The 15210-nt window shown below is 42.5% G+C and carries 13 protein-coding genes; 9 read left to right on the top strand and 4 right to left on the bottom strand.

All coding sequences use genetic code 11. From position 1 onward, the window contains the following. Nucleotides 1–7 precede the first annotated feature (7 nt). The 4 genes from ACOBWA_RS05365 to ACOBWA_RS05350 all read left to right on the top strand — a co-directional run bounded on the left by ACOBWA_RS05365 (nt 8) and on the right by ACOBWA_RS05350 (nt 2367). Entirely contained in the window at nt 8–253 is a 246-nt protein-coding gene (locus ACOBWA_RS05365) for a hypothetical protein (protein ID WP_420230415.1), read from the top strand. Nucleotides 254–480: 227 nt separating this feature from the next. Continuing rightward, nucleotides 481–1623, top strand: coding sequence for a helix-turn-helix transcriptional regulator (locus ACOBWA_RS05360; RefSeq protein WP_420230414.1), 1143 nt, complete (start codon nt 481–483; stop codon nt 1621–1623). 97 nt (nt 1624–1720) lie between these two features. Continuing rightward, on the top strand, nt 1721–2095 hold the full coding sequence (locus ACOBWA_RS05355) for a TerD family protein (protein ID WP_420230413.1): 375 nt from the start codon (nt 1721–1723) through the stop codon (nt 2093–2095). Between the two features lie 35 nt (nt 2096–2130). Continuing rightward, entirely contained in the window at nt 2131–2367 is a 237-nt protein-coding gene (locus tag ACOBWA_RS05350) for a hypothetical protein (protein WP_420230412.1), read from the top strand. Nucleotides 2368–2494: 127 nt separating this feature from the next. Here the strand turns inward: ACOBWA_RS05350 and ACOBWA_RS05345 are convergent, their stop codons facing one another. Next, nucleotides 2495–3478 carry an ion transporter gene (locus ACOBWA_RS05345; protein WP_101205420.1) on the bottom strand — a complete coding sequence of 328 codons (984 nt, stop codon included), beginning with the start codon at nt 3476–3478 and terminating at the stop codon, nt 2495–2497. A 713-nt stretch (nt 3479–4191) separates the two neighbouring features. Here ACOBWA_RS05345 and ACOBWA_RS05340 point away from each other — a divergent pair. Then, a complete protein-coding gene (locus ACOBWA_RS05340) occupies nt 4192–4818 on the top strand; it encodes an OmpW/AlkL family protein (RefSeq protein WP_420230722.1) in 627 nt (208 codons plus the stop codon). Nucleotides 4819–5008: 190 nt separating this feature from the next. Here the strand turns inward: ACOBWA_RS05340 and ACOBWA_RS05335 are convergent, their stop codons facing one another. The 3 genes from ACOBWA_RS05335 to aceE are packed head-to-tail and all read right to left on the bottom strand — an operon-like array spanning nt 5009 to nt 9565. Next, nucleotides 5009–5122, bottom strand: a complete 114-nt coding sequence (locus ACOBWA_RS05335) for a 2-oxo acid dehydrogenase subunit E2 (RefSeq protein ID WP_420230411.1) — start codon at nt 5120–5122, stop codon at nt 5009–5011. Next, nucleotides 5122–6726, bottom strand: a complete 1605-nt coding sequence (locus ACOBWA_RS05330; protein WP_420230410.1) for a 2-oxo acid dehydrogenase subunit E2 — start codon at nt 6724–6726, stop codon at nt 5122–5124. The genes ACOBWA_RS05335 and ACOBWA_RS05330 overlap by 1 nt, the downstream gene beginning before the upstream one ends. Before the next feature lie 28 nt (nt 6727–6754). Further along, nucleotides 6755–9565 (bottom strand): pyruvate dehydrogenase (acetyl-transferring), homodimeric type, encoded by a 2811-nt coding sequence (gene aceE / locus ACOBWA_RS05325; RefSeq protein ID WP_420230409.1) that lies wholly within the window; start codon nt 9563–9565, stop codon nt 6755–6757. 583 nt (nt 9566–10148) lie between these two features. Between aceE and ACOBWA_RS05320 the strand changes: the two genes are divergently transcribed. From ACOBWA_RS05320 to ACOBWA_RS05305, 4 genes are all read left to right on the top strand, one after another. After that, nucleotides 10149–12206 carry a hypothetical protein gene (locus tag ACOBWA_RS05320; protein ID WP_420230408.1) on the top strand — a complete coding sequence of 686 codons (2058 nt, stop codon included), beginning with the start codon at nt 10149–10151 and terminating at the stop codon, nt 12204–12206. Between the two features lie 249 nt (nt 12207–12455). After that, complete coding sequence (locus tag ACOBWA_RS05315) at nt 12456–12923, top strand: hypothetical protein (RefSeq protein ID WP_420230407.1); 468 nt, start codon at nt 12456–12458, stop codon at nt 12921–12923. A gap of 41 nt (nt 12924–12964) precedes the next feature. After that, complete coding sequence (locus tag ACOBWA_RS05310; protein ID WP_420230406.1) at nt 12965–14338, top strand: hypothetical protein; 1374 nt, start codon at nt 12965–12967, stop codon at nt 14336–14338. Beyond that, nucleotides 14335–15072: a hypothetical protein gene (locus tag ACOBWA_RS05305; protein ID WP_420230405.1), complete on the top strand. Its 738-nt coding sequence runs from the start codon at nt 14335–14337 to the stop codon at nt 15070–15072. Before ACOBWA_RS05310 ends, ACOBWA_RS05305 begins: the two co-directional genes overlap by 4 nt. The last annotated feature ends 138 nt before the right edge of the window (nt 15073–15210 follow it).

The following is a 15210-nucleotide window of genomic DNA, read 5'->3' as shown; positions in this document are numbered from 1 at the left end:
CCGTCTGATGCTATGGGATGAAAACCAAGAAAGCACTGATGACATCGATGATGAAAAGTCCAAAAAGAAAGCGAAGAAAAAGCGTAAAGAAAAACGTCAAAAGAAAGAAGATAAGAGAATAAAAGAAAAGCGAAAAGGTGAGAAAAGTAATGAGAGAAACAGCGGGGAAAGTAACAAGCAAAGCGATGCTAAGCCTATTGATGACACCTTAAACGATAGTCAGACAACAGCTATCGATGAGGATGATAATTAAAATTTGAACAGTACTACCGATACGCACGCACATTGCTGTTCGACTAGATTCATTGTTATGTCTATGGCTAGATCGAGCAGCAACCATCGAATAGCAACTATTAAATAAACATACACATGCATGAACGTCGCTAGACGCTACGCTGCTTTTCTGCGATGATTAATGGTTCCTGATCGAGCAATATCGTGCCAGAAACCGACTTGTAACTTCATAAAGGGTATCTCTTAATGACTGTACATCCTACTGATGCTGATAACATCCAAGCTCAGTCCAATCCTAGTGAACAGGCAGGTGCGCTTGCAGCTGTAGACACTGGCACCTCAAAAGAGGCCAATGCCGCCAATATTAATGACAATCGACATGGTGCGGCAACGACTGCTCGGCAATGGCAGGTACTATCACAGCTGCAGCGCAATCGCTGGGTAGGTACCACGCATATTTATGAGCAGCTGATGATGGCAGGCTTTGATATCAGCCTACGTACTGTCCAACGCGATTTGAATGCCCTTGCCAAACGCTTCCCTATCGAAAAAAACAATGCCAATCCACAAGGATGGCGCTGGAAAGAAGATGCCCCATTACAAAGCTTGCCGCATATGAACTTATCACAAGCGGTTGCCTTTAATATGGTCGAGGCCAATCTGACCCAGTTACTGCCACCTGTTATCTTAGATGAATTATTTCCTTGGTTTGACTTAGCACGGCGACAGCTCAAAAACAGCAAAGTGACCCACTCTTGGATAGACAGAGTGCGTATTGAGCCTGCCACACAGCCACTCATCGCACCAGATATAGATTTGGACAGTAAAGACAATATTTACCACGCGCTATTTTATCAGCTGCAAATTCATGCTTGTTATACTCGTAGCAACAAATTACAAGCCAGCGAATACGTCCTAAATCCAATCGCAATTATCCAGCGTGGCGTGATTATCTATCTACTGGCAACTCGTACCGACGACCCAGAAGCCACCATTCGCACCTTTGCCTTACATCGTTTTGATAGTGTTGAGATTCTCGAAACCGCTGCAAAAACGCCAGAAAACTTCCAACTTGATACGTATTTGGATGAAGGCAGCATGGGCTTTAGTCACCCACTGTTTGGCGAATTGGATGAGCGTGGCAAAAATACTGCTGTTGAGCTTAGGTTCACTAGGCAAGCTGGTAAGAGTCTGACCGAAAGTAAGCTTAATGATAATCAAACCGTGACGCTAAATGAGGATAACACCCTTACTGTCAAAGCCACTGTTAATTTAACCTCACAGCTGGTCTGGTGGCTACGTGGGTTTGGTAGTGGGTTATTAGATGCTAAGCCTGAGCTGCTCTATCAAGCAGTATTAGATAAGTCTTCGACAGCAATCAGTGAGTGACATCACTGACCTGAGATAGGCTAACATCCGCACACCTTAAGTAAGCAAACACCAAATCTAGATAACAGTTAAAAACTAAGAATAAAAAAGGAAAGTTATGTCGACCACTGCCCCATCACCACTGTTGTCAGATAGTTTACGAGGACTGGGACTAGATGCAGGGACTTTGTTCTTTGCGCTCAATTATGAATTTACCAAAATTGAGCCAAAAGGCATGTTTAAGCGCTTTAAGAAAAATCAAAGCGCGATGGATATTGATTTGGCTTGTGTGTTATATGATGATAACTGTGTCATCAGTGACATTGTTTGGTTTAAACAATTACGAGATAAAGCTGAGTCGGTCAAGCATCAAGGTGACAGCTTAAATGGTAAGGATCGCGGTGAACAAGCCATGTATCTTGCCCCACTTGATCAAGAGCAAATCAGATTGGAGCTCGAAAAATTCCCGCTCATATTACTCATATTGGTTTAATTGCCAACTCATACCATGGCCATTCGTTTTCTAGGGTGAAAAAAGGCGAAATTCATCTGAGTGACGATGAAGGAAACCGTTGTTTTGAAGTCAACCTTAAGCAGCTCCCACGCGACTGCACCACGCTATGGGTAGCGCATTTGCGTCGATCTGTTGACGACTGGCATTTAACATTGCAAAACTTACCACTTACTGCAGAAGATCTAGCAGGTGCAGCACAAGAAGTAGCTCATGAGTTAGCACGTGCATTGCCTATTCCTCAGGGAATATAACAGCAACTAGTAATCGCATATAAAAGAGGTCTTATGCTATGTAAACACAAGACCTCTTTTTATGGTCAAAATATTAACTACGATTAATTGCTAAAAACCTACCTGTCATAAATCATCTTACACTTCGCTATAAAACTTCACCGCAATGCGGACAGAAGTTCTTTTGGCGCGTCTCAACTTCTTTCTCACGCCGTTCAAGCTCTTGCTCTCGAAGTACCTGTAAGACGATATTTTGTGCCTGCTCTTTATCTAAACCCAGCTCTCGACGAATTTTATCAATCATCATCTGATTCTGTACCAGATCAAAGTCGCTATCAATGAGCTGCTCACGAAAATGCTGTTCAAGCTCTTCACGGCGCTGAGCCAACTCATTTGCCAATCCTGTCGCTAGAATACCAGCTGGCAGTGCTGCGAGACCTACGCCCAATATCGTAATGACCGCACCCAATATTTTGCCCGCATTAGTAATTGGTGTGACATCTCCATAGCCTACGGTTGTCAGTGTCACCACAGCCCACCACATCGCTTTAGGTATGGACTCAAACTCGTCTGGCTGTGCGTGATTCTCCACTAAATAAATACCGCTAGAGGCAGTCACAATCATAATAATAAGAATAAAGATAACGGCTTGAAACGAACCTCTTTCCTTGCTAATTACGACTAGCAAGATACGCATTGAGGCAAAATAACGCGTCAATTTTAGGATTCGAAACAAACGTAAAATACGTAAGAAACGCAAATCAATGTTGACAAAGAAATTCAAAAAGGCGGGCACGATGGCTACTAAATCAATCAACGCTGATGGGCTTCTAATCCAATCCCAACGCTGTTTCCACGTCGTATTGTCAGGCTTGGCTTCAGCGACACTCCACAAACGCAATAAGTACTCAACAGAAAAAACAACGATAGAGAAGTTTTCGAATAAGGTGAAATAATCTTGATAAGGGTAATACCACTGATCGACAGACTCGGCTATCACAGCCGCTACGTTAGTCATAATCAAAAATATAAGAAAATAATCAACGTAACGGCTAAATAACGTGTCATGTTCTTCATTTTGTAAAATATCATAAACAAAATGACGCAAGCGCCGTATAGATTGGAATAACATGCCAGCCCTATGCGGTGAAATACCGATTTGATATTAATAGAATAAAACAACGGTCAAACCATAAAAACCAAACTTTCATCACAGGACATAGGATATATTTGCAGCAATCATCCATGATTTGTATCAGAAACGCTTCATTTGGTACTGACCTGTCCATTATCAGCCATGACTATCGGCTATACAAAATGCAGATAATAAATATAGACTGATACAAGCAGTATAAACACAATTAGTAGGATAGAGAACCTCAAGAACTGTTCGTCAGCGCGAAGCTGCTGACTAATATCCTGCGCAGGTATCAAAAACAAGTGACATTCAGGACAACAAGAGTCTACCTGATTCAGTATTTTCATCGTACGCGCATTCGTACAGCGTAGAGGGGAGTTACTGCAATAGCCAAGCATAATATATTGCACCTCTTGTTGAATCGTAAATAAGAGATACCGACTTACGTCAATGACACTTACTTAAAAAGCAGCTTTTGTTGTGTTTAATTATAGACTGTAGACAATTGAATTACACGTAAATGTAATTTATTGCAGAAACATTGCTAATTTATATTTAAAACCTTACCAACAATAATGATTTTCGTACTATAATAGAGACTAAATGTTACAGATTAAACATTAATCAGGACATTGTGTATCAGTAGCTAATGCCATCCCTCATTAGAACACTGCTGATAATTTTCTATTACGTTAAGGAATGAAATGATGAAACTACAATCCCTAGTTTTAGCAACTGCTGCTGCACTTACAATGACAACTGCTTTTGCTGTCCCAGCTGGTACTTGGTCTGTTGCTGCTGGTGCACACTATGTTGATCCTAAAAGTGACAATGGTACTCTAGATAACGGTTTATCTGTTGATGTTGATGGTGATGTACGTCCTACTATCAGTGGTGAGTATTTTATCGCTAACAACGTTGGTGTCGAACTACTAGCGGCGCTTCCATTCCATCATGATTTTGATTTAAATAGTGCTGATGGTACAAAAGTTTTAACAGGTAAAACACAGCACTTGCCACCTACTCTCTCTGTACAGTATCACTTCGATGGCTATAACCTGCCTATGAATGTGAAGCCTTTCGTTGGTGTTGGTGTGAACTACACCACTTTCTTTAAAGAAAGAGTTTCTAATGGTGCAGATTTAGATCTTGATGATAGCGTGGGTGTTGCTGGTCATATCGGTCTTGACATCCCATATGCACCTACTGAATCTTTCCGTATCGATGCGCGCTACAAGGACATCAAAACCGATGCTAAGTTGGACGGCGTAGATGCTGGTGAGATTGATATTAGCCCATGGGTATATGGCGTAGCATTCGTTAAACAGTTCTAAATTAGTCAAAATATTATGTGTAATAAAAGCCAGCTACCAGGCTGGCTTTTTTGTGCCCATTAATGATGGCTATTACTAGTTACTCTAGCTACTAAGCAATTATTTATAAAAATAGATAATAACCTGTAAGAACAAATAATCTCCATAAAAAGACCACCCGTGGGCAGTCTTTTCTAATTGCTAGTTAGCTTTAGATCAAGATACGACGTGGATCTGCCAATAGCGTTGCGATATAACGAGTAAATACAGCAGCGTCTGCGCCATTAATCACACGGTGGTCATAAGACAAAGACAGTGGCAGCATCAAACGTGGCTCAAAGCTTTGTTTTTAGCATCCCAACGTGGCTGCATACTTGCTTCAGAGACACCTAAAATACCAACCTGTGGCCAGTTGACTAGTGGAGTAAAGGCGGTACCACCCAAGTTACCTTGGCTCGATATAGTAAAGCTTGCCCCTTGCAAATCTTTGGTACTGAGCTTCTTATCACGAGCTTTTACAGCAAGCTCGCCGATCTCAATTGCGATTTGCTTCAGGCCTTTATCTTGTACGTTTTTGATAACAGGTACGATAAGACCATCATCAGTTGCCACTGCGATACCCATATTGACACTTTTACGCAATATGACCTGAGTATTGTCATCGCTTAAATGACTGTTGAATCGTGGATGCTGGGTCAATGCGTAAGCAGTTGCTTTAACCACAAAGGCCAAGATAGTAAAGCCAATACCTTCAGCTTTCATGCCACCTTTTAGCTCACCGCGTAGTTTTTCGGTCTCAGTGATATCAGACAGATCGAACTGCGTTACTTGCGGTAGCAAAGTATTGTAGTTGAGCTGTGGTATCGAGACTTTCTGCAAGCGACTGAGGTCTTGCGTTTCTGTCTCACCCCAGATTTCAGCGTTACTCATGTCAGGCAGTTTCGGTAGACCTGAGCCAACAGCGTTACTGCTCACAGGTGCTGCTTTCTGCTTGGCTAGACTGCTCTTAACATGTGCAAACAAGTCTTCTTTTAGAATGCGATCATTTAGAGCTGAACCATTCACTTGTGTGATATCCACACCTAACTGACGCGCTAGTTTGCGAACGGCAGGACCTGCATACACATCGACCAATTTTTCATTGACCTGTGCTTCAGTTAATTTACCCTCTGTTTTGCTAGCAGCTGTATCAGTATTGGTCGGTTTGGCAGCTTGTTTTGGCTCACCAGTGGTTTTAGCAGCTGGTTTATCTTCTGTGTTGGCGGGTGCTGACTCTTGTGGCTTAGGAGCTTCAGATTCACTATCACTAGCATCATCTGTGCCACTCGCCATGATAACGATAAAGTCCTGACCGTTAGCAACCATATCACCTGCTTCGACCAAGATTTTCTCAATCTTACCAGCAACTGGTGCTGGTACTTCAACTGAAGCTTTATCTGATTCGATTAGCAAAATCGACTGCTCAGCGCTAACAGTATCACCAACACTAACCATAATTTCAGAAACTTGTGCCTCATCAACACCTAAGTCAGGTAATGCATGAGTAGTTGCTTTACCAGCATTAGCGGCTGGCTTGGCAGCAGACTCTGATTGCTTTGATTCAGTTGCAGCAGGCTCAGGTTTTGATTCTGGTTTAACATCGTCTGTGCTGTTCGCTTCTTGCTCTTCAGCAGCATTGTCATCGTTGCTTTCTACGCTATCCTCTGCACTTTCAAGCTCAATTAGCACCATACCTTCGCTAACTTGATCACCGATAGCAACGCTAATCTTAGTCACTTTACCAGCAGCAGAGCTTGGTACTTCAACCGATGCTTTGTCAGATTCTAATAATACGATGTTGTCGTCTTTTGCGATGACATCACCAACTTCTACCATAATCTCGCTGACTTCGGCGCTATCCACACCTAAATCGGGGGCTTTAATGTCCATGATTTATTTCCTCGTCTTATGGTTATTATTATTTGACATCTTTATCATCAAGTACGTTTGCATCTGCTTGATCTTCAGCACGGCCTTCATTACTGATTTCATCATCGTCTTCAGCGATAAATTCAGGTACAGGATTTGGATTTACGTTACCTGGTGCTGGTGCATCTGGAGACTGGTCATAGTAAGACTGCTGTTGCCATGCGGGTGGATGATCCACATCAATACCTAAGCTTGAAATAGCGTCTTTAACCAAACGCATCTCAACTTCGCCTTCATCGGCTAAGCGTTTAAGCGTTGCAACAACGATATGCGCAGCGTCCACGTTAAAGAAGCTACGTAGGTTTTCGCGCGTGTCAGAACGTCCATAACCATCCGTACCCAAAGTCGTATAAGGACGGTTGTCTGGTAGCCAAGCACGGATTTGCTCTGAATAGTTACGCATATAATCTGTCGCTGCAACCACAATACCTTCATGCGGTGCTAACTGCTCAGTAACCCATGGCACTTTTTCTTCATCCATTGGATGTAGGCGATTGTAATCATCACAATCCATACCATCACGAGTCAGCTCGTTGAAGCTGGTCACGCTCCAGACGTTAGAGGTGATATTGAACTCGTCTTTTAGAATTTGTGATGCCTTTTGTACTTCGCGTAAGATAACACCAGAACCTAATAGTTGTACTTGTGCAGATCCGTTATCTTCAAGCAAGTACATACCACGCTTAATGCCTTCCTCTGCACCTTCTGGCATGGCAGGTTGCTCGTAATTTTCGTTCATCAAAGTCAAGTAATAGTAAACGCGCTCGCCTTCACCATACATACGGCGTAGACCGTCATGCATAACCACAGCTAGCTCATAACCGAAGCAAGGGTCATAGCTGACGCAGTTTGGCACGACATTGAATAGAATCTGTGAGTGACCATCTTGATGCTGCAAGCCTTCGCCATTAAGTGTCGTACGGCCAGCGGTTGCGCCTAACAAGAAGCCTTGCGCCTGACAATCACCTGCCGCCCAAGCCAAATCGCCCACACGCTGGAAACCAAACATTGAGTAGTAGATATACATTGGAATCATCGGCAATGCATTCACAGAATAACTGGTTGCCAACGCAATCCAAGTACTCATTGCGCCTGCTTCGTTGATACCTTCTTCTAACATGTGACCATCAATGGCTTCTTTATAGCCCATCAATGCTTCACTATCTTCTGGCGTATATTTTTGACCAACAGCCGAGTAGATACCTAGCTGACGGAACATACCTTCTAGACCAAACGTACGCGCTTCGTCAGGTACGATTGGTACGACGCGATCTTGGATGTCTTTGTTTTTGAGCATCGCAGATAGCAAGCGCACAAATACCATCGTTGTAGATTGCTCTTTACCATTGCTGCCTTTTAATACCCGATCGAACATCGATAACTCAGGGATATTCAATGGAATATGACCACTACGACGGTTTGGCAAATGACCACCTAGCGACTCACGACGACCTTTTAGATACTTCATCTCCGCCGAACCTTCTTCAGGTCGGTAGAACGGTAGGGTCTCTAACTGCTCATCAGTAAATGGCAAATCAAAACGATCACGGAAATACATCAACGCTTCTTGATCAAGCTTCTTCACCTGATGCGATTTGTTGACTGCTTGCGTTTGGGCAGACAAGCCATAACCTTTGACAGTTTTAACCAAAATAACCGTCGGTTGGCCTTTGGTTTTCATAGCTTCGCTAAAGGCAGCATAAACTTTAACTGGATCATGACCACCACGGTTCAGACGTGAGATTTCTTCGTCAGTCAGCGCATCTGCCATTTCTTCTAGCTCTGGATATTTACCAAAGAACTCTTTGCGAGTAAATTCAGGCGTACGCGCTTCGTATAACTGATACTCGCCATCCACCACTTCTTCCATACGTTGTTTAAGCACACCCGTATGGTCTTTACCAAGTAATGAATCCCAATTGCCACCCCAAATAACTTTGATGACTCGCCAGCCTGCGCCGCGGAATACTGACTCTAGTTCCTGAATGATTTTACCGTTACCACGGACTGGACCATCAAGACGCTGCAAGTTACAGTTGACTACCCATATTAGGTTGTCCAGCTTCTCACGACCTGCCAGAGAAATAGCACCCAAGCTTTCTGGCTCATCCGTTTCACCATCACCTAAGAATGTCCAAATCTTACGACCTTCTTTTTCTAGCAAGCCACGGTTCTCCATATAACGATGTACATGGGCGTGATAGATAGACATGATTGGGCCAAGTCCCATTGATACCGTTGGGAACTGCCAATAATCAGGCATGAGATATGGATGCGGATAGCTCGATAGGCCTTTGCCGCCTACTTCACGGCGGAAGTTATCAAGCTGATCTTCGGTCAAACGACCTTCTAGATAAGAGCGTGCATAGATACCTGGTGCTGAGTGACCTTGATAATAGATCATGTCGCCACCGAAGTGATCGCTAGCAGCGCGGAAGAAATGGTTAAAACCTGTCTCATATAGCGTGGCACTAGACGCGAATGTCGCTAAGTGACCACCCAAATCGTCATCGTTTTTATTCGCACGCATCACCATGGCAAGCGCATTATAGCGAATCAGTGCACGAATCTTACGCTCCATGCCTAGATCGCCTGGGTACATTGGCTCGTCTTCAACAGCGATACTATTGACGTACGCAGTGTCTAGTCTGTTGAACGGCAGTCCTTCTTGAACTGCCATATTGTATAAGGCTTTTAGGAGGAACTGAGCACGGTCCTTGTCTGCGTGTTTGACCACAGACTCAAAGGCTGCCAGCCATTCCTGAGTTTCGGTGCTATCAGCATCCTTATAATAATTCATTCTTGTTAATCCTTTTATATCAGTCATACCTACCTAATGGCAGGGCTTCATTGAAAAATGCATGATGAGAGATTGGTTTACTTATGACATCCTTGCTACGTCCAAGCATTCCATTGTTTTGTGCGATGATATACAGCTTGATTATAAAAATAGTATTACTTGTACCGACAAATGCATCAAATTAACACACCTATCAAATCGTCATAATGCTATAGCTATTCGTTTAATCGTTATTTGACTATGACATTCCATTATAAGCGTTTACGGGCTAGTTGTTTATGGCTGTAGAGAAATGATGAAATAACAAGTATTTTTTAAATAAATAATGATTAGTTGTTAGGTAAATATTATTAACCATTATTCCGTTGATACCAAGATTTTAGTAATAGGTAGATGAAATTTGCTGTCCATAGCGGTAGATATCTGCTTTTTTAATTAATAAATACACTAATCGAAAATACACTTCTTGTTACTCATACCCTATAAATAGACATTCGTCTCATTTGTGTATATTAATTGTGATTTAAGTATTATTCTTATTATAAGATTATATGTATATTCTATCCTTGTTCTCGGAGCTATTATGAACCCGTATATTATACCATCGACTCTAAAGTCAAGAGTAACGCATTGGATAGCTCTACCATCCTTATTAATCCTGCTACCTAATTATTTAGCTTTTGCAGCGATAACAACATGTCCTGCTGGTTACATTTCTGATGAGTTTGCAAGCACTGATTACAGTAACTTAGGATCGACAGCATCGCCACCTATCCTTGGTGTAAACCAACTTTTAAACGGTCTCAGAAGTGAAAGTTACACTATTGCTTCTAACAGTTTAGTGACTACTGGCAGTTTAGATGCTGGCGGCTCAAATTTTTATAGACCTAAGACGCTAGCAGGCAACCTTCAATCGTTTGAATTTTTTCAGGATTTTACTAATAAGGGATCGTCTCGTGCGGTCTCATACACTTTTAAAAACAGTTTCACCAACGAATCTCAAGCCCTTACCAATGTCAGCTTAAGTATTTATGATATAGATGTGAACTATTTAGGTACAGGGACAGGAAACGGAGGAACAACAGCAGGTACTAGGTATTTCGAGTTTTCCGACCAAGTAACAATCACTGGTTTTACTAGTGCGGGTGCTAGTGTGACGCCAACTTTGACATATAGAGGCATCGGAATAACGACTACTGCACCCTATCGTCAAACAACTACTACTGGTAGCGTTTTATGTAGTACAGATTCTGTAGATGAAAGATGTAAAGTATCCGTTGCTTTTAATCAACCTATCGTTAGAGTAGATGTGTCTTATGGCAATAACCCTAACCTAGAATACTACGATAATACTACTGGCACTGTAGGTAACCCTGGTGATCAGCTGATCAACATTGTATTTGATGGTTACTGCTACCTACCACAGCCGCGCCTAACATATACTAAAGCTCTCTCTTCTTCTCGTAAAACAAATACCGATCAATTTACTGTTCAAATCAAGGACAATGCAGATAACTCGGTTGTTACCAACGGCATCAGCTCGGTCACTACGTCGGGTTCAGGCAATACAGTTACTACGGGTACAGGCACTACAGGAACCTTTAAGGTGAACCCTGCCAAGACCTATACACTGACAGAAGCCGTCTCAGGAACGACCAACCTAGTAGATTATACTGCGTTATATGCATGTAGAAGATCGGATGGTACAACCGTTACTACTTTAGATCCAAAAAATCTAAAGCTTACGTACGGAGATAATTGGGCATGTACAATCACAAATGACAGATCCAATTATGTCTTTTCAGGTATTGTATTTAACGATAACGGTCAAATTACATCTCCAGCCAAAGATGATGTCTCTACTAAATATCTAAATAATAGTCTTTATTTTAATGGTAGATATGACTCACCAACTGAATCTGGAATCCCTTTTACCACTGGTCACACCATTACTTTGAATAAATGTGCTGGTGATAGTGGGACGTTTTCGCCTCAAACAGTGAATATCAATAGTGACGGTACCTACAGCTTCAATTTGACATCTGCACAAGTTGGCAGTTACACAAGACTCTGTGTCACTCAGAATGAACCTAGCAATTATGCATATTCTGTAGACACGACAAGCGATGTGCGACAAATAAACATTATTAATAGTCAGTACAACTATCCTAGCAATGATTTCGGTGATGTTATCCAAGAAAATGCTGCATTAGTATTAATCAAAAGTCAGTATGTTCATGACTGTAGTCTAAATAACCTTGCTACAATTGGTGTCAATTATGAAGGTAGTGCTAACAGCGCGTATAGTATAAAACCAATATCTGGCATTGTGCCAGGACAATGTATCGCTTATAGAATTGAAGCCATCAACCGGGGCAATGTTTCTCTGACAGATATTGTTATCAAGGATACGCTACAGAGTAAAAATGACTCTAATAATTCGCTGATTACCTCTACCTTAGTTAATCCAACACCTATTGGTGAAAATAGCGGCACTCCATCATTTGCAACAAACTCGGTATCTATTGGTAACAACGGTACAGTGACTACCAATACTTTTTCTTTAGGTGCCACTACAACAGCCACTCGCCGTCATGCCATTCGTTTTAATACTAAATATGGTACTACCATTAGTAACTAAACACCTGTGTATCAAATTACTGAATACTCAATCAAGCCCTATCTTCCTAGATAGGGCTTTTACCGTTTGGTCATCTCGAAATACCATTTGTCGTCTTTATAATGAAAGTTTGTATTGGTTACGTGACAATAGCTTAAAGGGAGATGTGTGCTTTTTACAGACGAGCCTGATATCGAGTTATAGACAGCCTCACTGGAGCCCAAAGCATCAATATCCCAATGATAGCAACGGTATAAGAAAGGATTTTATATGAAACGTTTCAAGATTCTACGCAATGTTCTATTAGCAACGGTTGCTTCTACTTGCATGTTAGGCCTCGCGCATGCTGAAGATGCTCTAAAGATGGAACTGACTGCCAATCAAGTCATCAAAAATGCTGATGGTAAGACAGTATATACGGCAGTACGTACCGCACCAGCAGGTACTGTCATTCAGTACAAGGCAACTTATACCAATACCATTAATAAAGATATTAATGATCTGATGGTAACTCTACCCATTCCTGCCAACATGACCTTTACTGGTGATGCGATGCCAGCAAGCGCGCAAGCCAGCACTGATGGCAAAAACTATGCTGATATGCCGCTAATGCGCAAAGTCGATGGCAAAATGGTTAAAGTACCCTACTCTGAATACCGTACGCTACGCTGGAACATCAAATTACTACCCGCAAAAAAGGCAGCAGCTGTTGCCCTTAATACTGTCGTTAACAAATAACCCTTCACCCTTACTGATTTAATCTTTCGGAGATTTACTGCATGAAACCAAATTCTTTTAAATATTCAGTATTAGCCGTAGGTGTTGTGGCTGCAATGGGTATCTCTACTGCCGCTAATGCAGCTACTCCTAATACTACTGGTGGTATTAGTGCAGGAGCAGCACCGATTACCAACGTCGCAACCGCAAACTATAGCGTTGCTGGCATTGCTCAGCCAAACGTTACTTCTAACACAGTGACTGTAAGCGTTAGCGAAACAGCTAACTTTGCACTCGTATCGACTGTTGATGATGGTAGCATTGGTGACGATATTGCTATCAATCAGACTGCTACGCCAGGTGGTACGACTACCTTTACTCATGCCTTAACCAATACGGGTAACGTGACGGATACTTATACCGTTAATACCACAGGTAATGACTCAGCACTAGTAACAGCTACGCCAGACTATGCTTTAGGTACTGCGCCTGTCACGTTTACGATTGTACAAGCAGATGGCACTGCTTTGACTTCTGCTCAGCGCACCGCTTTAGGAACTCAAGCGGAGACAGGTACCCTAGCCAACGGTGGTACTATTAGACTACAACCAGGTACCAGAGCTAACTTAAGCTACGAAGCAGCTACACCAGCCGCTCGTAACGGTAATGACAAAGGTGTAGGCACATTAACAGCGACCAGTACTTTCTTTACTGCTAATCTTCCAGCAAATGCGACATTGGTGAACGAAAACCAAACTATCGTGAGATTGCCTACCTTCAAAATTACAAAAACAGCGACCAGTACTGTCGATTTGACAGTCGCTAACCCACAGATTGCTTATAGTATCGTAGTCACTAACGCGACTACTGACTATAGTACTGCTGCGACTGATTTTGTCATCCGAGATGTCCTTCCTGCAGGTTTGAGCTTGCCTAGTGGCACAGCATCAGATGTGACCGTAACTGGTGCTGGTACCGCGACGATCTCTACTGTTGGTACTCAACAAGCTATTAATGTTGCCGTAGCGAACTTAGCTGTTGGCGCAAGTCGCACGATTACTTTCACGGTTAACGTCGATAAAACTCAGTTTACAGCTGCTAATAGTTCAGTAACTAACAACGCAGAAGTCTACGATAAGTTCATCGGTCCGGTTAGTCCGTTAATTGCTGCTCCTGTACTTGATACTGACTATAACATTTTGGATAGTACAGATAGCACTATAGGCGTTACTAGAATACCTGATGATGCAGGTGAAGGTAACGGCGCTGGTATAGATACTGCTGGTGTGACTAACTTTACCAGACGAGCGGTTGTAGTGAGCAATCCAACGACTAGAGAAGTTCCCCTGCCTCAGGTACTGCTAGTCAAGCGACTCATTCAACTCTCATTACTAACAGCGGTCAAGATGCTGAAGGTACCAATGCTAACCCATTGACTTTCACTATTGCCGATGGTGGCAATAATGTGGGTGTCAGACCTGTTACTGGTCCTGTTAGTGCTACTTATACGCCGCCTGGTGGTGGAGCCCCGGTTACTATAACACTGCAACCTACCGTTGCTGGTGGTAATACATATACTCTTAATAGCACTACACTACCAACTGCTCAATTTCCAAATGGTATTGCACCTGGTGGCAAATTAGCGATCAACTACAATGTGTCGTCTGGCAATGTAGCTGCTCCTGCAACTGTTGATGATGCTGCAGCTGTTGGTAGCACTGAAACTTCTGTTGTAACGCTAACGCCTGCTGGTATTAATCCACCTGCTGTTACTTCAGTGACTGATACGACTAACGTTAGAGGCTTAACTTTAGTGAAGTCTCAAGCATTAGATGAGACTTGTTCAGGTACGGTTGCTGCAAGTACCTTTGTTCAGACTGCGCTCGAGGCGAAACCTGATCAATGTGTCATCTATCGTATTCAGGCAACTAACACTTCTTCAACAGCGTTAGGTTTTAATCTTAACGCTTTAACCATCTCGGATTTGTTGTCTAACTTCTCAGCTGGTGCAAATTTAGTAGCTGGTTCACCTGCTACTTCTGCGACTGCTTCATCTACTGCAGGCACGCCTAGTACGACTAGTGCTGCTGTTCTTGGCACTAACTTTACTATAGTTCCTGGCGGCGTTGGCACCTTGACTTTTAAAATCAAAATCAAAAACGATCGTTAATTTATATTTAATATTTCAAAGACTATAAGCGTCACAAGACACTTATAGTCTAACGCTCCAGCTTGACCTAATCGTTTTTGGTTAGCCAAACTGGAGCGTTACTAACCTACTCTTCTATGTTTTATTGGATAAGCGACA

This window comes from Psychrobacter sp. ER1 (assembly GCF_048631835.1).
Lineage (GTDB): Bacteria > Pseudomonadota > Gammaproteobacteria > Pseudomonadales > Moraxellaceae > Psychrobacter.
Note: the sequence above shows the minus strand (reverse complement) of the source record. Positions and strands in the feature narration are given on the sequence as shown.

Bases quoted from the DNA above. Each gene is read 5' to 3' on its own strand.
- aceE (WP_420230409.1), bottom strand. From the start codon at position 9,565: ATGAATTATTATAAGGATGCTGATAGCACCGAAACTCAGGAATGGCTG.
- ACOBWA_RS05320 (WP_420230408.1), top strand. From the start codon at position 10,149: ATGAACCCGTATATTATACCATCGACTCTAAAGTCAAGAGTAACGCAT.
- ACOBWA_RS05315 (WP_420230407.1), top strand. From the start codon at position 12,456: ATGAAACGTTTCAAGATTCTACGCAATGTTCTATTAGCAACGGTTGCT.
- ACOBWA_RS05345 (WP_101205420.1), bottom strand. From the start codon at position 3,478: ATGTTATTCCAATCTATACGGCGCTTGCGTCATTTTGTTTATGATATT.
- ACOBWA_RS05310 (WP_420230406.1), top strand. From the start codon at position 12,965: ATGAAACCAAATTCTTTTAAATATTCAGTATTAGCCGTAGGTGTTGTG.
- ACOBWA_RS05340 (WP_420230722.1), top strand. From the start codon at position 4,192: ATGAAACTACAATCCCTAGTTTTAGCAACTGCTGCTGCACTTACAATG.
- ACOBWA_RS05360 (WP_420230414.1), top strand. From the start codon at position 481: ATGACTGTACATCCTACTGATGCTGATAACATCCAAGCTCAGTCCAAT.
- ACOBWA_RS05355 (WP_420230413.1), top strand. From the start codon at position 1,721: ATGTCGACCACTGCCCCATCACCACTGTTGTCAGATAGTTTACGAGGA.
- ACOBWA_RS05335 (WP_420230411.1), bottom strand. From the start codon at position 5,122: ATGCTGCCACTGTCTTTGTCTTATGACCACCGTGTGATTAATGGCGCA.
- ACOBWA_RS05365 (WP_420230415.1), top strand. From the start codon at position 8: ATGCTATGGGATGAAAACCAAGAAAGCACTGATGACATCGATGATGAA.
- ACOBWA_RS05330 (WP_420230410.1), bottom strand. From the start codon at position 6,726: ATGGACATTAAAGCCCCCGATTTAGGTGTGGATAGCGCCGAAGTCAGC.